At 62.5% G+C, this 17,617-nt stretch carries 17 protein-coding genes; 11 read left to right on the top strand and 6 right to left on the bottom strand.

Translation table 11 applies throughout. The annotated features are described in order from the left end of the window. Window positions 1-204 precede the first annotated feature (204 nt). The 6 genes from ACSQ3G_RS15185 to ACSQ3G_RS15160 are packed head-to-tail and all read left to right on the top strand — an operon-like array spanning window position 205 to window position 6,796. Complete coding sequence (locus ACSQ3G_RS15185) at window positions 205-1,077, top strand: carbohydrate ABC transporter permease (RefSeq protein WP_046634481.1); 873 nt, start codon at window positions 205-207, stop codon at window positions 1,075-1,077. A gap of 9 nt (window positions 1,078-1,086) precedes the next feature. After that, window positions 1,087-1,911 (top strand): carbohydrate ABC transporter permease, encoded by an 825-nt coding sequence (locus tag ACSQ3G_RS15180; RefSeq protein ID WP_046629001.1) that lies wholly within the window; start codon window positions 1,087-1,089, stop codon window positions 1,909-1,911. 11 nt (window positions 1,912-1,922) lie between these two features. Further along, the gene (locus tag ACSQ3G_RS15175) at window positions 1,923-2,927 is read left to right on the top strand and encodes an ABC transporter ATP-binding protein (RefSeq protein ID WP_046634483.1); all 1,005 of its coding nucleotides are present in this window, start codon (window positions 1,923-1,925) and stop codon (window positions 2,925-2,927) included. Window positions 2,928-2,950: 23 nt separating this feature from the next. Next, window positions 2,951-4,432: a mannitol dehydrogenase family protein gene (locus ACSQ3G_RS15170; protein WP_436110616.1), complete on the top strand. Its 1,482-nt coding sequence runs from the start codon at window positions 2,951-2,953 to the stop codon at window positions 4,430-4,432. A 6-nt stretch (window positions 4,433-4,438) separates the two neighbouring features. Beyond that, the gene (locus ACSQ3G_RS15165; RefSeq protein ID WP_105428517.1) at window positions 4,439-5,155 is read left to right on the top strand and encodes an HAD family hydrolase; all 717 of its coding nucleotides are present in this window, start codon (window positions 4,439-4,441) and stop codon (window positions 5,153-5,155) included. 48 nt (window positions 5,156-5,203) lie between these two features. Next, entirely contained in the window at window positions 5,204-6,796 is a 1,593-nt protein-coding gene (locus ACSQ3G_RS15160) for an FGGY-family carbohydrate kinase (RefSeq protein ID WP_436110615.1), read from the top strand. Between the two features lie 74 nt (window positions 6,797-6,870). On the opposite strand, the gene ACSQ3G_RS15155 is transcribed toward ACSQ3G_RS15160, so the two are convergent. The 3 genes from ACSQ3G_RS15155 to ACSQ3G_RS15145 all read right to left on the bottom strand — a co-directional run bounded on the left by ACSQ3G_RS15155 (window position 6,871) and on the right by ACSQ3G_RS15145 (window position 10,298). Beyond that, entirely contained in the window at window positions 6,871-8,625 is a 1,755-nt protein-coding gene (locus ACSQ3G_RS15155; RefSeq protein ID WP_436110614.1) for a peptidoglycan D,D-transpeptidase FtsI family protein, read from the bottom strand. Between the two features lie 348 nt (window positions 8,626-8,973). Continuing rightward, window positions 8,974-9,831, bottom strand: coding sequence for a sigma-70 family RNA polymerase sigma factor (locus tag ACSQ3G_RS15150; protein WP_436110613.1), 858 nt, complete (start codon window positions 9,829-9,831; stop codon window positions 8,974-8,976). Then, the gene (locus ACSQ3G_RS15145; RefSeq protein ID WP_436110612.1) at window positions 9,831-10,298 is read right to left on the bottom strand and encodes a carboxymuconolactone decarboxylase family protein; all 468 of its coding nucleotides are present in this window, start codon (window positions 10,296-10,298) and stop codon (window positions 9,831-9,833) included. Before ACSQ3G_RS15145 ends, ACSQ3G_RS15150 begins: the two co-directional genes overlap by 1 nt. A gap of 192 nt (window positions 10,299-10,490) precedes the next feature. Here ACSQ3G_RS15145 and ACSQ3G_RS15140 point away from each other — a divergent pair, with 192 nt between their 5' ends. Next, on the top strand, window positions 10,491-11,204 hold the full coding sequence (locus ACSQ3G_RS15140) for a sulfate transporter family protein (RefSeq protein WP_436110611.1): 714 nt from the start codon (window positions 10,491-10,493) through the stop codon (window positions 11,202-11,204). A gap of 33 nt (window positions 11,205-11,237) precedes the next feature. Here ACSQ3G_RS15140 and nth read toward each other — a convergent pair whose 3' ends face one another. Further along, window positions 11,238-12,041, bottom strand: a complete 804-nt coding sequence (nth, locus tag ACSQ3G_RS15135) for an endonuclease III (RefSeq protein ID WP_436110610.1) — start codon at window positions 12,039-12,041, stop codon at window positions 11,238-11,240. Between the two features lie 36 nt (window positions 12,042-12,077). Between nth and ACSQ3G_RS15130 the strand changes: the two genes are divergently transcribed. The 3 genes from ACSQ3G_RS15130 (at window position 12,078) to ACSQ3G_RS15120 (ending at window position 14,000) form a co-directional block, all read left to right on the top strand. After that, complete coding sequence (locus ACSQ3G_RS15130; RefSeq protein WP_105400079.1) at window positions 12,078-12,560, top strand: DUF2244 domain-containing protein; 483 nt, start codon at window positions 12,078-12,080, stop codon at window positions 12,558-12,560. 147 nt (window positions 12,561-12,707) lie between these two features. After that, window positions 12,708-13,589 (top strand): methylated-DNA--[protein]-cysteine S-methyltransferase, encoded by an 882-nt coding sequence (locus ACSQ3G_RS15125; RefSeq protein ID WP_046634498.1) that lies wholly within the window; start codon window positions 12,708-12,710, stop codon window positions 13,587-13,589. 162 nt (window positions 13,590-13,751) lie between these two features. Then, a complete protein-coding gene (locus ACSQ3G_RS15120; protein ID WP_105400081.1) occupies window positions 13,752-14,000 on the top strand; it encodes a PilZ domain-containing protein in 249 nt (82 codons plus the stop codon). Window positions 14,001-14,041: 41 nt separating this feature from the next. Here the strand turns inward: ACSQ3G_RS15120 and ACSQ3G_RS15115 are convergent, their stop codons facing one another. Further along, complete coding sequence (locus tag ACSQ3G_RS15115; protein ID WP_436110609.1) at window positions 14,042-15,046, bottom strand: sugar-binding transcriptional regulator; 1,005 nt, start codon at window positions 15,044-15,046, stop codon at window positions 14,042-14,044. Window positions 15,047-15,228: 182 nt separating this feature from the next. Here ACSQ3G_RS15115 and tal point away from each other — a divergent pair, with 182 nt between their 5' ends. Next, window positions 15,229-16,194 (top strand): transaldolase, encoded by a 966-nt coding sequence (tal, locus tag ACSQ3G_RS15110; RefSeq protein ID WP_436110608.1) that lies wholly within the window; start codon window positions 15,229-15,231, stop codon window positions 16,192-16,194. 111 nt (window positions 16,195-16,305) lie between these two features. Here the strand turns inward: tal and ACSQ3G_RS15105 are convergent, their stop codons facing one another. After that, window positions 16,306-17,601 (bottom strand): MFS transporter, encoded by a 1,296-nt coding sequence (locus ACSQ3G_RS15105; protein ID WP_436110607.1) that lies wholly within the window; start codon window positions 17,599-17,601, stop codon window positions 16,306-16,308. Window positions 17,602-17,617 lie beyond the last annotated feature (16 nt).

The following is a 17,617-nucleotide window of genomic DNA, read 5'->3' as shown; positions in this document are numbered from 1 at the left end:
GCTGTCCGGCAATCCTGTGCCGGACAGCCGGATCTTTGCCGAGATCATCCGCCTTGAGGGTTTGAGGCGGGCCAGCGATCAGGCAGGGCAATCCGGATAACAACCAGACAACAACAAAAACCTGCATCCTGCGTCGGTCTCCTTCCCCAAAAGAAAAAGGCGCGGGATAACTGGAACGACCACGTTCCACGGGAGGGCGTCGATATGGCAACGCAAAACACCAAGACGTTGGCGCGCCTGATGATGGCGCCCTCCGTTCTGCTTCTTCTCATCTGGATGATCGTACCGCTGGCGATGACGCTGTGGTTCTCGTTCCAGAACTACAATCTGCTCGATCCGTCCAATGTCAGCTTCACGGGTCTGTTCAACTACGAGTTCTTCTATACCGACCCCGCCTTCTTCCAGTCGATCTGGAACACGCTGGTCATCGTCGGCGGTGTGCTGTTGATCACCGTCATCGGCGGTATCGCCATCGCACTCCTCCTCGACCAGCCGATCTTCGGGCAGGGTATCGTCCGTATCCTGATCATATCGCCCTTCTTCGTGATGCCGCCGGTGGCCGCGCTCGTCTGGAAGAACATGATCATGAATCCGAGCTACGGGGTATTTGCCGATATCTCGAGGTTCTTCGGGCTCCGGCCGGTCGACTGGTTCGCGCAATATCCGCTGTTTTCGATCGTCGTCATCGTCGCCTGGCAATGGTTGCCGTTCGCAACGCTCATCCTGTTGACCGCGCTGCAGTCGCTCGACGGCGAGCAGAAGGAAGCGGCGGAGATGGACGGCGCCAATTTCCTCAACCGGTTCGTCTATCTCGTGCTGCCGCATCTCGCCCGGTCGATCACCGTCGTCATCCTCATCCAGACGATCTTCCTGCTCGGCGTCTATGCGGAAATCCTGGTCACCACCAATGGCGGCCCCGGTTACGCCTCCACCAACCTCGCCTTCCTGATCTACCGCACGGCGCTCCTCGGCTACGATGTCGGCGGCGCCTCGGCAGGCGGCATTATCGCAGTCGTGCTCGCCAATATCGTCGCCTTCTTCCTGATGCGCGCCGTCGGCAAGAACCTGGACCGGTAGGAGAAGATCATGGCACGCAATGTCACGACAAGACACAAGATCACCGCCACGGTCGCCGCCTGGATCGTCGCGCTGATCATCTTCTTCCCGATCCTCTATACGATCATCACCAGCATCAAGACCGAGCCGGAAGCGATCGCGGGTTTCAGCCTGTGGCCGTCCGGCACGTTCGAGAACTACATCACCGTCCAGACCCAGCGCGATTACCTGAAGCCGTTCATGAATTCGGTGATCCTGTCGGTCGGCTCCACCATCCTGGCGCTGATCATCGCGATCCCATCAGCCTGGGCCATGGCCTTCTCGCCGACCAAGCGGACCAAGGACATCCTGATGTGGATGCTCTCCACCAAGATGATGCCGGCGGTCGCGGTTCTGGTGCCGATCTACCTTCTGTTTCGCGATTTCGGCCTGCTCGACAGCCGCATCGGCCTGACCGTCATGCTGACGCTGATCAACCTGCCGATCGTGGTGTGGATGCTCTACACCTACTTCCGCGAAATCCCGGGCGAAATCCTGGAAGCGGCGCGGATGGATGGGGCGGGGCTCTGGCAGGAGATCGTCTACGTGCTGACGCCGATGGCGGTGCCGGGCATTGCCTCGACGCTGCTCCTCAACATCATCCTCGCCTGGAACGAGTCGTTCTGGACGATCCGGCTGTCGACCACCAATGCGGCGCCGCTGACGGCCTTCATCGCCTCGTTCTCCAGCCCGCAAGGCCTGTTCTGGGCGAAGCTTTCGGCCGCGTCGACCATGGCGATCGCGCCGATCCTCATCCTCGGATGGTTCTCACAGAAACAACTCGTTCGCGGCCTCACGTTTGGCGCGGTTAAGTAAGGAAAACGGACATGGGCAGCATCACGCTCCAAAAAGTGTCGAAAGTATTCGGCGAGGCCAAGGTCATTCCGTCGATCGATCTCGAAATCACTGACGGCGAATTCGTCGTCTTCGTCGGCCCATCCGGCTGCGGCAAGTCCACGCTGCTGCGCCTGATCGCCGGGCTGGAAGATGTCAGCGGCGGACATATCCTGATCGACGGCAAGGACGTTACTCAGTCTGCCCCCGCCGAACGCGGCCTGGCGATGGTGTTCCAATCCTATGCGCTCTATCCGCATATGAGCGTGCGCAACAACATCGCCTTCCCGTTGAAGATGGCGAAGATGGAGAAATCCGCGATCGACAAGAAGGTGACGGATGCGGCCCGCGTGCTGAACCTCACCGACTATCTCGAACGGCGCCCCTCGCAGCTTTCCGGCGGCCAGCGCCAGCGCGTCGCGATCGGCCGGGCGATCGTCCGCGAGCCTTCGGCCTTCCTGTTCGACGAGCCGCTTTCCAACCTCGATGCCGCATTGCGCGGAACGATGCGGCTGGAGATCAGCGACCTGCACCACCAGCTCAAGACGACGATGGTCTACGTCACCCACGACCAGGTGGAAGCGATGACCATGGCCGACAAGATCGTGGTGCTGAACCGCGGCAATATCGAGCAGGTCGGTTCACCGCTCGATCTTTACAGGAGCCCGCGCAACCTGTTCGTCGCTGGCTTCATCGGCTCGCCGCACATGAACTTCGTCGACGGTGCCTATGCGCAGTCGAAGAATGCCAAGACCGCCGGCATCCGGCCGGAACACTTGAACCTTTCCAAGGACAGCGGCATCTGGCGCGGCACCGTGAAGGTCGCCGAACATCTCGGCGCCGATACGTTCCTGCATCTCGATGTCGAGGGCATCGGTCAGATCACCGCGCGCTGCGATGGGGAATTCGGCGCCTATCACGGTGACACGGTCTACATGACGCCCGATGAGGCCAAGCTGCATCGGTTCGACGACAAGGGCCTCGCCCTGAAGGCCTGACGGGCCATATCGGAGTAAAGACAATGACTGTGAAGCTTTCGCTGGCGAGCTTGAAGGACGCTGCGGCCACCGCCGCGGTGCCGGCCTATGACCCCAAGGGCCTGACTGCCGGCATCGTGCATTTCGGCGTAGGCAATTTCCACCGCGCCCACCAGGCGATCTATCTCGACGACCTGTTCAACACCGGCAAGGCGCATGACTGGGCAATCATCGGCGCCGGCGTGATGCCGTCCGACGGCGCCATGCGCGACAAGCTGAAGGCGCAGGATTTCCTGACCACCGTCGTCGAGCAGGACAACAACAGAACCGCTGCCCGCATCACCGCGCCGATGATCGACATCATTGCCCCCGGTGACGTCGCGACCCTGATCGAGACGCTGGCCGACCCAAAAATCCGCGTCGTTTCGATGACGATCACCGAAGGCGGCTATTTCATCGACGCTTCTGGCCGGTTCAACCCCGCCCACCCGGCGATTGCCGAGGACGGTCGGAACCCTTCGAGCCCGAAGACCGTCTTCGGCCTGATCCTTGCCGGCCTTAAGGAGCGCAAGGCACGCGGCGTCATCCCCTTCACCATCATGTCCTGCGACAACATTCCCGGAAACGGCGAGGTGACGGAGAACGCCATCATCGGGCTTGCCAAGCTTTCCGATCCGGACTTCGCCCATTGGATTCACGAGAACGTCGCCTTCCCCAGCTCGATGGTCGACCGCATCACGCCGGCGACCGGCCAACGCGAGATCGACATCCTCAAGAACGATTTCGACATCGACGACAACTGGCCGGTGTTCTGCGAGGAATTCAAGCAGTGGGTCATGGAGGACAAGTTCCCTGCCGGCCGGCCGCGGCTGGAGGAGGTCGGCGTCCAGTTCGTACCGGACGTGGCACCCTACGAGCTGATGAAGATACGCATCCTCAACGGCGGCCATGCGGCGATCGCCTATCCGGCCGCCCTTCTCGACATCCATTTCGTGCACGAGGCGATGGAACACAGGCTGATCCGCGGCTTTCTGGAAAAGCTGGAGAAGGACGAGATCATTCCGGTCATCCCGCCGGTGCCGGATACCAACCTCGTCGACTACTACAAGCTGATCGAGCGGCGGTTCTCCAACCCGAAGATCGGCGATACGATCCCCAGGCTGGCGCAGGACGGCTCCAATCGCCAGCCGAAATTCATCCTGCCCTCGACGGCCGACCGGCTCGCCAAGGGCCAGGACATTATCGGCCTGTCGCTGGTCTCGGCGCTGTGGTGCCGCTATTTCGCCGGCACCTCCGACAGTGGCAAGGAGATCACCTTCAACGACGCCAGCGCCGACCGCCTCAACGCTGCGGCGCTGAAAGCCAAGGATAACCCGGGCGCCTTCCTTGCGCTTGGCGATATCTTCGGCGACGTTGCGAAATCCGAGCTGTTCCGCACCCGCTTTGCGCATGCGCTGAAGACGCTCTGGGAGCAGGGGACGGCAAACACGCTCGAGCTCTATCTCGACGGCAAGCTCGTCAAATAGCGGGTGATGGACGTGCAACAGTCGGCGGGACCACTGGTGATCTTCGATTGCGACGGGGTTCTCGTCGACAGCGAGCCGGTTTCCGTGCGCGTGCTGGTCGATGCGCTGCGCCGCAAGGGGGTCGAGATGGACGCGGCGGAGGCCTATCGCCGCTTTCTCGGCCGCAGTCTCGGCACCGTCACCAAGACGATGCGCGAGGAATTCGGCGTCGAGGCCGACGATACGTTTCTCGAAGACATGCGCCACGATCTTTATGCCCGCTTCCGTGCCGAACTGCAGCCGATGCCAGGTATAACCGAAGCGCTGGATGCCTTGAGTTTCCGCCGTTGTGTCGCCTCGTCCAGTCAGCCGGAGCGCATCCGCCTGTCGCTGACGCTGACCGGCCTGATCGACAAGCTGGAACCGAACATCTTTTCCGCCACGATGGTGGAAAAGGGCAAGCCGGCGCCGGATCTCTTCCTCCATGCGGCCAGCGAAATGAGCGCCGATCCCAAAAACTGCATCGTCATCGAGGACAGTCCCGCCGGTATTCAGGCGGGCCACAGCGCCGGCATGTCGGTCTTTGCCTTCGTCGGCGGTTCGCATGCCAGCGTCCCCGGTTACCGGGAGCAGATCGATGCGCTTTCGCCGGAAGTCGTGTTTGACGCCATGCCGGATTTGATCCACCTTGTCCAAAAACATATAGAGGGTCGCAGCGGCTCCGTTTCTTCGACCGTGCTTTAGTGCGATCCTTGGAACTGCAGGGCGACAAGGGACAGGAAACGAATCCGGATGCGTGATCACCTCGTTGCGGTCGATATCGGCACGGGCAGCGCCCGCGCCGGCGTCTTTGATCGCAGCGGGCGCCTGCTTGCCAAGGCCAAGCACCCGATCGCGATGTTCCGCCCCAGGCAAAACCACGCCGAACACGATTCCGAGGATATCTGGGCGGCCACCTGCCGAGCCGTCAGAGAGGCGATGGCGGAGGCGGGCATCGCTGCCGACCGCATCGCCGCGATCGGCTTCGATGCCACCTGCTCGCTCGTCGCGCGCGACCGCGAGGGCAGGCCGCTCACGGTTTCCACGACCGGCAAGGCCAATCAGGACACCATCGTCTGGCTCGACCATCGGGCGATCAAACAAGCCGACCAGCTTTCCGCCACCGGCCACAAGGTGCTCGAATTTTCCGGTGGCTCGCTGTCGCCGGAGATGGAAATGCCGAAGCTGATGTGGCTGAAACAGCATCTGCCGCAAAGCTGGGCGAGGGCGGGTTATCTCTTCGACCTCGCCGATTTCCTCACCTGGAAGGCGACCGGCTCGCCCGCCCGTTCCCGCTGCACGCTGACTGCAAAGTGGAACTATCTCGCCCACGAAAACCCCGGCTGGAGTGCCGATTACCTGGCGCTCGCCGGCCTCGAAGACCTGCTCGAAAAGGGCGGTCTGCCGGACGAAACGATCGGCGTCGGGACAAGTCTGGGAAGCCTCAGCCGGCAGGCGGCCGAAGGGCTCGGCCTCGACACGAAGGTGCAGGTGGCCCCCGGCATGATCGACGCCTATGCCGGCGCCTTCGGCGTGCTCGGTGGGGTCTCGGGTGGTGCCTCGGGTGGCTCGACGCTCGAGACCAGCGTGGCGCTGATCGGCGGCACGTCGAGCTGCATCGTCGCCTTCACGAAAGATTCCAAACCCGGCCGCAGCCTCTGGGGTCCGTATTACGAGGCGATCTTGCCCGGCCACTGGCTGGTTGAGGGCGGACAGTCGGCCGCGGGCGCGCTGCTCGATCATATCGTGATGATGCACGCGGCCGGCGGCGAACCGACGGCGGAACTGCATGGCCGCATCATCGCCCGCGTCGGAGAGTTGCGCAGCGAGACCGAGGGCGATATCGCCCCGAACCTCCACGTCCTGCCGGATTTCCACGGCAACCGCTCGCCGCTTGCCGACCCGCACGCGACCGGCGTCATCAGCGGCCTGACGCTCGACACCTCCTTCGACGGCCTCTGCCGCCTCTACTGGCGCACCTGTGTCTCGATCGCGCTTGGCATCAGGCACATTCTCGATGCGCTTTCGGGCTACGGCTATCGCTTCGAAACACTCCATGTCACCGGCGGCCACGTCAACAACCCGCTGCTGGTCGAACTCTACGCCGACGTCACCGGCCGCAAGGTGGTGATCCCGGAAAACCGGGACGCGGTGCTGCTCGGCACGGCGATGGCGGCAGCGGTCGCAGGCGGGGTGTTCGGCTCGCTGTTCGAAGCCGGGCGGGCAATGGATGCCGGAGGGACGGAGCGGCTGCCGGACCCGGCGCGGGCCGAGCAGTACGGGCTGGATTACCGCCGGTTCCTGGCGATGGTGCGGCATCGGGAGGAATTGCGGGGGATGGGGTAGGGAGGATGCCCGGCACGGCAAGACCGGGCGCTTCAGCGCATTTGCGGCCACCACAACCGTCGAAACACCGCAGTCTAATAGTTCATCAACAGGTTCGGAGCGCCCGAAGATCCGAAACGGGGCTGCACGCCGAGCAACGGCGCTGATCGACCGATGATCTCCTTGATCATCGGGGCTGCTGTGGATGCCGCCGTGCGTCCGCCGTGTTCGCCTGTCTGCGGAGCATCGATGATCGAAAGCACGATGTATTTGGGCCTGTCCATCGGGAAGGCTGCGACGAAGGCATTGAAATTGATATCCTTGGCATAACGTCCGTTGATCACCTTGTCGGCCGTGCCCGTCTTGCCGCCGACCTGGAAACCTTCGACCTGGGCACCGCGTCCGGAGCCTTTCACGCCGTTCCAGGTGAACAGGTAGCGCATATCGGCGCTGGTGCCCTGCTTTATCACCGGGCGTGCAACCTGTTCGGCCTCTTCCCGGGAGCGGGGAAGAAACGTGGGAGGAACAAGAGTACCTCCATTGATCAGAGCGGCGGCGGCAACCGCCGTCTGCAGCGGCGTGGTTGCCACGCCGTGGCCGAACGAGATGGTCACCGAGTTGATCTTCTTCCATGTCCTCGGCTGGGTTGGCGTTGCCACGCCCGGCATTTCGGTTTCCATCCTGGAGAGGAGCCCGAGCTTGGTGAGGAACTGCTGGTGGCCCTCGATGCCGACCTTGTCCGCGACCGCCGCGGTGCCGATGTTCGATGAATACTGGAAGACTTCGGAGATCGTCAGCGGCCGGTTCTTTCCGCGGAAGTCCTTGATGGTGAAACCGCCCATGCGGATCGGTCGGGATGCATCCACGACGGAATTCAGGGTGATCTTGCCTTCGTCCAGCCCCATCGCCAGCGTGAAGCTCTTGAACGTCGAGCCCATCTCGAACGTGGCATTGCTTATCCGGTTGAACCAGCCCTTTTCGTAGTCCTTGTCGACACTGCCGTCAGGCAGCATCCGGGACGGTTCGTTCGGGTCGTAGTCGGGCACCGATGCCATCGCCAGAACCTCGCCGGTATCGACATCAAGAACCACGGCGCCCGCAGCCTCGGCCCTATAGGCGGTCATCGCGTTGGCGACGACTTGGCGGACGATATTCTGGACGCGGAGATCGATGGACAGCCTGACGGGTTCGAGCGGGACCCCGCCGGTCAGCCCGGCCAGGCGAAGATCGCCAAGGCCCTGCTGATCCAGGTATCGTTCCATCCCGGCGAGGCCCTGGTTGTCGACATTCACATGGCCGACGATGTGAGAGGCGGTGACGCCGCCTGGATAGAACCGACGTTTCTCCGGCCTGAAACCGATGCCGGGAATGCCGAGCGCCAGGATATCCGCCTGCTGTTTCGGGGTGAGTTGCCGCTTCAGCCACTGGAATGCGGTCTGCGATCTCAGCTTCTTGTGAGTTTCGCTCCAGTCGAGGTTGGGGATGACGAAGGCAAGCTTTTCGACGACCTCGTCCGCATCGACGATCCGGCGCGGGTCGGCGTAGAGCGAGGTCATGTTGAGGTCGGTGGCCAGGAGCGCTCCGTTGCGGTCGACGATGTCCGGCCTGGATGCGACGGGATTGCTGGAAATTGCTCCCGTCGCGGCCGGTTCGGCAAGACCATATTGGACGAGGCGCGCGCCGACGATGAAATAGACTGCAAGGAAGCCGGCGATCAGAATTCCGAGCCTCTGCCTTGCGTCTTTCTTCCGGCGCGCGCTTGCGCCCATCAAGGTCGCATTTTTCGCACCGACATTGCTCCTAACGATGAAATGTGCACGGCTTCTCAGCCGGACGACAAAAGAGATCATTCCGAACAAATCCAAAAAACATGTCAGCCGAAGGCAAAAGTCGAGCGGTCCGTCAGCCGCTGGATTGCAGCCTGCACGCGGTTGAACGGGAAGCCAACAGGAGAGTTCCTGGCGTGGCGGAGATGTTTAAAGTTGTATTAATATACAATTAAAGTTGTATTCGAGTGCTTGATGGAAGTTAACGACGCTTGTCGGGATTGGACGTGCCATCGCCATATCTCTCGTCTGCGCCGGTTGTGGGTGGAGTACACAAGCAACCTATTCGAAGCAGGGAAGGCGATGGATGCTGGCGGGATCAGTTGCGGGGGATGGAGCCGGGCTCGGCGCCCGGGAGCCTCCTCGCAAAGGCTAATGCAGATGCCTCAACTTGTCGGGGTTTCGTACGATATAGATGGCCGTGATCTTCCCGTTCTCGATATCGAGTGCGGTCGTCTGCAACTCACCGTCGGCCTCCATCGTGACGAAGCCCGGCAATCCGTTGACGAACCCGGCGCGAACGAGTGTGGAGCCGTTCTTCTGAAATTGATCCGCGAGATAGGCGTGCACTTTCATTACCGCCTCGAAGCCGAGAACGGGCTCCGTGGCCGCGGGGCGCTTGCCGCCACCGTCGGCATGAACGCTGACGTCTGCCGCCAACATGGCACCCAGCGCTGTCATGTCGCCGCTGCGCGAGGCGGCGAAGAAGGCCTCGGCAAGCTCGACGCCCCGTTTTTTGTCGACCTGGAAACGAGTTCTCGCCTCGCGAACATGGGTGCGTGCGCGGGCAGCAAGCTGGCGGCAGGCGGCCATGTCACGCTCGATGGTGGTTGCGACTTCCTCGAATCCCAGCCCGAAAACGTCGTGCAGCAGGAAGGCCGCGCGTTCCAGCGGTGAAAGGCGTTCGAGCGCCAGCATCAGCGGCAAGGTGACGTCTTCTTCCTTCTCCTCTTCCATGACCGGATCGGGAAGCCAGGGGCCGATATAGGTCTCGCGCTGTCGCCGCGCCGATTTCAGCTGATCGAGGCAGAGCCGCGTTACGGTGCGGCGCAGGAATGCCTCCGGTTCGCGTATCTCTTGGCGATCGGCCTTCATCCAGCGGATGAAGGCCTCCTGCACCATGTCCTCGGCGTCGGACACGGATCCGAGCATGCGGTAGGCGACGCGCATGAGCTTCGGACGCAGCGGGTCGAAGCTGGCTGCCGCGTCCGAATGGTCGAGACCCTGCATCAGGCGGCTGCCTGGGCGGTCTTGGCACCCGCGGCGTTGTTCCACAGGCCAAAGCCAACCGCCAGGCGGTTCCAGCCGTTGATGACATTGATCATCAAAGTCAGTTTCACCTGTTCCTCCTCCGTGAACTCGGCCTTCAGGGCCTCATAGCCGCTTTCGGGCGAATGACCTTCAGACAGCCGGGTCAAGGCCTCGGTCCAACCTAGCGCAGCGCGCTCGCGATCGGAATAGCATGGAGCTTCACGCCAGGCGGACAGCAGGTAGATGCGCTGCTCGCTCTCGCCCCGCGCCCGGGCTTCGATCGTGTGCATATTAATGCAGTTGGCGCAGCCGTTGATCTGCGAGGAGCGGATTTTTACGAGTTCGATGAGGCTATGCTCGAGGCTTTCGGCAACATCGGCGGACACACCCATCCAGGCCTTCATCAGCGAGGGAGCGGCGGTGAAGGGGTTAAGTTTGGCACTCATGGTTCGTTTCCTTCTGTTGGTTACGACACCATGACGAGACAGGATCCGCCCATGTGACATACCCGCAAGATTTTTCTTGAATATCTGAGCGGGGAGCCGGCTGCGGCTGCTTCTCCTATATCCGCCATCTCACTCCTCCTTGCTCCGCCGCTCCCTCCCACCTACATCTCTCCCGCCAACCTGGAGACGCCGATGATCCTCGACGCCGCACGCCTTTCGCTCGCCAACCTTTTTGCACCCGAAACCCGTTCCGTGTTCTGGAAGACGCTGGGTCTCACCGCCCTCGTGCTGATCGGCATCTGGGTCGCGCTTCGCGAGATCTTCATCCTTTATGCCTGGCCATGGTTCGCGGCCTTTTTCCCGGACCTGCCGGATTGGGCGGGTTGGCTCACCCTGTTTGCGGCGATTGCTGCCGGCATCGGGCTGGCGCTGGCGCTCGCTCTGCTGATCGCGCCGATCACGGCGCTGATCGCCGGCTTATTCCTCGACGATGTCGCCGAAGTCGTCGAAAAGCGCGATTATCCCGACGATACGCCCGGCAAGGCGATGCCGCTCGCCCAGGCGATCATCGGCTCGATCCAGTTTCTGGGCGTCGTCATCGTCGGCAATATCGTGGCCCTTTTCCTGCTGTTCATCCCCGGCATCAACCTGATCGCCTTCTTCATGGTGAACGGCTATCTGCTCGGCCGGGAATTTTTCGAGTTCGCGGCGATGCGGTTTCGCACGCCTGCGGAAGCACGCGCCTTCCGCTCCAAACATTCCTCCACCGTGTTCTTGGCTGGCCTCCTGATCGCGTGTTTCCTGGCGGTCCCGATCGTCAACCTGCTGACGCCGCTGTTTGCCGCGGGCCTGATGGTGCATCTCCACAAGGCTATCTCGAAGCGCGATCCCGGTTTCAAGCTTTAGGCGGGCAGGGCTGAGGGAGGGGCAATCGCCGCTTTACTCGACGGGCTCGCCGATGTGCTGCTGCGGCATTTCCACAAGCGGCGCCGGCACGTCGACGGTCTTTTCCGGCGAGCGACAGAGATCGGCGATCACGCAGCGCTCGCATTCCGGTTTTCGCGCCTTGCAGCAATAACGGCCATGCAGGATGAGCCAGTGGTGGGCGTGGAAGAGATACTGGTCGGGGATCACCTTCAAGAGGTTCTCCTCGACCTCGTCGGGTGTCTTGCCCGGCGCCATCAGGAGCCGGTTGGCGATGCGGAAGACATGCGTATCGACCGCCAGCGTCGGCACGCCGAAGGCCATCGACATCACCACATTCGCCGTCTTGCGGCCGACGCCCGGCAGGCGGATCAGCTCTTCGCGCGTTTTCGGCACTTGAGAGCCGAACTCGTCGATCAGCATGCGACAGAGCGCGATGACGTTCTTCGCCTTGTTGCGGTAGAGCCCGATGGTCTTGATATACTGGGTGACGCCCTCTTCACCCAGCGCCAGCATCTTTTCGGGCGTATCGGCGACCTTGAACAGCGCCCGCGTCGCCTTGTTGACGCCCACATCGGTCGCCTGGGCGGACAGTGCCACCGCCACCACCAGCGTGAACGGGTTTACGTGCTCCAGCTCGCCCTTCGGCTCCGGCCGCTGCACCGAAAAGCGGCGAAAAATCTCCTCCATCTCCGCTTTCGAATAGGCGGACTCGAAGCGCTTCGGCTTGGTCGCCGCCCTGGGTGCGGCCTTGCGCTCTGGCGCGTGATTTGACTTTTGCGAGGTGCTGGTTTTGGATTTGATCTTTGGAGTCGCCATATGCCTGTATAGGCATCCCGCAGGAGGGAAATCAACGTGGACGTTTCCGAGGAACAGCCCGTTTTTGCAGCCGAACTGACGCCCTACCGTTCGCTCGGCAGAACGGGCTTTCGTATCGTTCTGGTTCTGACGGGCGGCATCTGCCTCCTCTATGGCGGCTTTTTCCTGATCACCGGCGCCTATCCGATCGGCTTCTTCTTCGGGCTCGATTTCCTCGGTCTCTACATCGCCCTGAAGATGAGCTATCGCTCGGGCCGCGCGCGCGAGGAAGTGACGGTCTCGCGCAGCAACCTGTCGATCCGAAAATTCTCGCCGGCGGGGCGTGTGGTGGAGCATCGCTTCAATCCGTTCTGGGCGCGCTTCAACGTCCGCCGCCACGAGGAGTTCGGCATCACGTCCATGTCTGTGACGGGCGAGGGGCGCGGCACCGATATCGGCTCCTTCCTCAATCCGGACGATCGGGAAAGTTTCGCCAAGGCCTTCAGAGGAGCCCTGGCAACCGTCAAGCAGCGGGTTTGAGCGGGTTGGAAAACCTGCAATAGGGCAAGAAACGGGTGGTTTCGGTCAAGCCGAAGGCGCATCTAAGCAGCATACCAGTTGCACAGCGATTTTTGCGCGCCCAAGGTCCAGGTTGGCCGGTGCGCGGCGCTGCAGAGGAGATAGATCATGAACGCTCTCGCCCAGATCGATTCGCCGCCTATCGACGTGACGCCCGATGGTTCCGACTACGAAACCGTCCGCCGTGTCATCGAGATGATCACGCTCGATTATCGCGACCAGCCGTCGCTGGAGGCGATTGCCTCCGAACTCGGCCAGTCGCCGACCCAGCTCCAGAAGGTATTCACCCGCTGGGCCGGGCTGTCGCCCAAGGCTTTCCTTCAGGCCGTGACCCTCGATCATGCCAAGCGGCTGCTCGGCAAGGAGGAACTGCCGCTGCTCGAAGCCTCCTACGAGCTCGGCCTGTCCGGCCCCGGTCGCCTTCACGACCTGTTCGTCACCCATGAGGCAATGTCGCCCGGCGAATGGAAAGCGCGCGGCGGCGGCCTGACGATCCGCTACGGTTTCCACCCGTCGCCCTTCGGCGAGGCACTGGTCATGGCCACGGATCGTGGTCTCTCGGGCCTTGCCTTTGCCGATCTCGGCCATGAACAGGCCGCGCTCGACGACATGATGCGCCGCTGGCCGAATGCCGAATACGTTCCCGACCAGGAGATGACGGCGCCTTATGTCGGCCGCGTCTTCGACCGTGCGAACTGGTCCTGCGACCGGCCGCTGAAGGTCGTGCTGATCGGCACCGATTTCCAGGTGCGCGTCTGGCAGAGCCTCTTGAAGATCCCGTTCGGCAAGGCAGTCACCTATTCCGACGTCGCCAACGACATCGGCCAGCCGACCGCCAGCCGCGCGGTGGGTGCGGCTGTTGGTGCCAACCCTATCTCGTTCGTGGTGCCCTGCCACCGGGCACTCGGCAAGAGCGGCGCGCTCACCGGTTATCACTGGGGGCTGACGCGCAAGCGGGCGATCCTGGGCTGGGAAGCGGGAAATGCGTAAGGGGCCGAACGCTTGAGTTCAGCGTTCAGGTTCCATTGCCGGCCCGCGAACAGGCATATACCAAGCCGCCTGCAAAAGTCATGGACGGCCTCTGAGGATTGCGGGATTGCCGATTCAGGAATATAAGCGATTACTGAAGTAATCGTCGAAGGACGCGGTCGGGTGCATGAGCGCAAATACCAGAGATCGAAAAGCTTTCTAGGCGCCAAGATCATCTTCAATGGCGATCATTCGGCCTTCGACTGCATCGTCAAGGAAATCTCGGCCGGCGGCGCGTTGATCAAGATCGAGAATGCCTTGTCCGTGCCGGAGAGCTTCGGCCTCGCCCTGTCGGATGGCCGACGTTTCGAATGCGAAGTCCGCTGGCGGCGGATCAATTCCCTCGGAGTAGAGTTCCTGACGGCTGCCTGATTGCCCGTTCGTTCACGCGCGGCCGGTGGTGCAGCCAAGGGTCAGGCCGCCCCCTGTGCGCTCTCGGAGGGTTCGTTCAGCCGCAACAATTCCTTGGCCGCAGTCTCATCGGTGATCAGCGTGTGGCACCCGATCCTGCGGATCGTTGCGCGGATCGCGACCGCCCGGTGCGCGCCACCCGATGACAGCACGATGTGCCGGGCCTTTTTCAGCGTATCGAGATCCACCGACATCACCCGCTCGTTCAGCTTCTGATCCACGGAGCGGCCTTCCTCGTCGAGAAAGTTGAACATCGTATCGCAGACGCAGCCGGCCGCGATCAGCCGGTCGAGTTCCGCCTTGGAAATGAACCCTTCCGACAGCGAGGTGGAATGCGGGCCGATGTCGCCGCAGCTCACCACCGCGAGATCGAGGTTTTCGGCAAGGTCGTAGATCGTCTTCAGCCCGCATTCCTCGATCAGCGCCCGTTTGGTCTTGACCGAGTCGACCAGAAGCGGCGCCAGGAACATGTAGCACTCGGCACCAAGCTGGCCGGCGAAGCGCCAAGTGTAATCGATCGGGTTGGTCTGGTGCACCGCGACGATGCCACCGAGCAGCGATACGACCTTGCAGTTCTTCCGCCGCGGCGGGCGAAAGCTGCCGAGCGAGGCGGTCATCGTGCGGCCCCAGCCGACGCCGATGGTCATGTTGTCCTGCACCACTTCGGAGAGGAATTGCCCGAGCGCCAGCCCGACCGAGCTGGCGAGCGCCGCAGCGCTGTTGTCGCGCGGGGCCGGCACAACCACGGCCTCGTCGAGGCCGTAGGCCTTTTCCAGCCGGATCGCCAGCTCGACGCAGGTATCGATGCCCTCGCTGATCCAGATCTGCACCTCGGAGCGCTTCATAGCCTCGTCGAGCAGGCGGATCACCGTCGAGCGGCTCAAGCCCAGCCGTTCGGCGACATCTTTCTGCGTCAATCCCTGGTTATAATAAAGCCACGCCGCCCGCAGCCTCATGGAGGCGGCTTCGGAATAGGCGGTATGGGTCTCGCGTCTGAGCCTAGCCAACGGGCCTCCGGGACGATCATGGACAAGCGAGATGATACTTGTTCCAACTGACACATATGTCAATTCCGAAGGACAAATGTCTTGACTTTTTAGCCGCGGGCGGGGGATAGTTCTTCCAACGCGCCGGAGGAGCCAAATCGCGCAACAGGCGTTTAGTTCTCCATATATCGAGGAATATTCGGATGACGTCTAAACTAGAGCAGCTTCGTTCCATGACCACGGTCGTTGCCGATACCGGCGACATCGAGGCGGTCGCCCGCCTGAAGCCCGTGGATTGCACCACCAACCCGACCATCGTCCTGAAGGCGCTCGGCACGCCCATCTTCGCCGACAAGGTTCGGGAAGCGATCGCCTGGGGCCGCAAGCAGTCCGGCAATCCGGACGCCGTCGTGTCCGCCGTGGCCGACCGCCTGGCGATCACCGTCGGTGCCGCCCTGTCCGAGCTGGTCCCGGGCCGCGTTTCGACCGAAGTCGATGCCGACCTTTCCTTCGACACCGAAGCGTCGATCGCCAAGGCCCGCCAGATCATCGCCTCCTACAAGGAGCGCGGCATCGAGCGTGACCGCATCCTCATCAAGCTCGCCTCCACCTGGGAAGGCATCCGCGCCGCGGAAGTGCTGCAGAAGGAAGGCATAGACTGCAACCTGACGCTTCTGTTCTCCCAGGCCCAGGCAATCGCTTGCGCCGAAGCCAAAGTGTTCCTGATCTCGCCCTTCGTCGGCCGCATTCTCGACTGGTACAAGAAGTCGACCGGCCAGGACTACACCGCCGAGACCGATCCGGGCGTCGTGTCCGTGCGTGCCATCTACAATTACTACAAGGCGAACGGCATCAAGACGATCGTCATGGGCGCCTCCTTCCGCAATGCCGGCGAAATCGAAGCGCTGGCCGGCTGCGACCGCCTGACGATCAGCCCGGCTCTGCTCGACGAGCTCGACAAGGACACCGGCAAGCTGGAGCGCAAGCTCGTGCCGGAAACCTTCAGCGCGGAGCCGTTGCAGTCGCTCGACGAGAAGTCCTTCCGCTGGATGATGAACGAGGACGCCATGGCGACCGAAAAGCTGTCGGAAGGCATCCGTGCCTTCGCCAAGGACCTCGCGTCGCTGCGCCAGATGGTCAAGAAAGAACTGACCCTCGCGGCCGCCTGATACCCGCTTCCACCGCCGGCATGAAGAAGGGCCCGTCTCGCGACGGGCCTTTCTGTATTCATTCGCGGCGGCCGGATGAGGGGCAAGCGCCCCTGCAGGCCCGAGAAAAGATCAGGCCGGCTGCGGCACCAGCTTGGCAGTACCCGGCTTGCGAAGCAGCAGGACGGAAACCGCGGCGATCATGCACATCACGCCGGCGATCTGCAGGGCCGGCATGTAGGTGTTGAAGTCGCTCTTCAGGAACCCGGCACCGAAGGCAGCGGTGGCCGCGCCGATCTGATGGCCGGCAAACACCCAGCCGAAGATCAGTCCGGCCCGTTCGCGACCGAATTCGGCGGCGGCGAGCTTTACGGTCGGCGGCACGGTCGCCACCCAGTCGAGGCCGTAGAAGATCGCGAAGACCGACAGCTCGACGAAGCTGAAGCCGGAGAGGGACAGGTAGACCAGCGACAGGCCGCGCAGGCCGTAGAACCAGAACAGCAGCCAGCGATTGTCGTAGCGGTCCGACAGCCAGCCGGCGAAGATGGTGCCGAAGAAGTCGAAGATGCCGATCACCGCAAGCGTGCTGGCGGCGGTGACCGCTGCCATGCCGAAGTCGCCGCAGATCGAGATCCAGTGGGTCTGGATAAGCCCGTTTGTCGAGAGGCCGCAGACGAAGAACGTGCCGAACAGAACCCAGAAGGTGCCGCTCTTCGAGGCGTGGCCGAGCGCGCCGATCGGCGAATAGAGCGTCGCCAGGAACTTGTGGTCCTGCTTCGGCGCGGGCGTCACCTCAGTCTCGCCATAGGCCGGCAGGCCGACATCGGACGGATAGTCGCGCATCAGGAGCAGCACCAGCAGCATCGCGGCGGAGATGACGACGACCGTAAAGGTGAGCGCGGTGCGCCAGCCATAGGCTTCCGTCATGGCGGCGAGCAGCGGCAGGAAGACGAGTTGGCCGGTGGCGTTACTGGCGGTCATCAGGCCGACGACGAGGCCGCGGCTCTTGGAGAACCAGCGGGTCGCGACCGTTGCGCCGAGGACCAGTGCCGTCATGCCGGTGCCGACGCCGATGACTACGCCCCAGAGCGCCACGAGCTGCCAGACCTGGGTCATGAACAACGACAGGACAATGCCGCTCATGATCAGCGCCAAGGCGAAGGTGACCACCTGGCGGACGCCGAAATGGTTCATGAAGGCGGCGGCGAACGGTCCGAGAAGGCCGAAAAGTACCAGGCGGACGGCCATGGCCGAAGAGATGTCGGCGATATCCCAGCCGAACTCCTGATGCAGCGGCTGGATCATCACGCCGGCCGAGCCCATGGCGCCGGCGGTTGCCAGCATGGTCAGGAATGTGGTGATGGCGACCACCCATCCATAATGCAGATTTCTGGCCGCCATCCATTGGGCGGCGCGATTGGAGATCATGGTCTGTCCCTTTCCT

The organism is Neorhizobium tomejilense, from assembly GCF_964254135.1.
Taxonomy (GTDB): domain Bacteria; phylum Pseudomonadota; class Alphaproteobacteria; order Rhizobiales; family Rhizobiaceae; genus Neorhizobium; species Neorhizobium tomejilense.
Note: the sequence above shows the minus strand (reverse complement) of the source record. Positions and strands in the feature narration are given on the sequence as shown.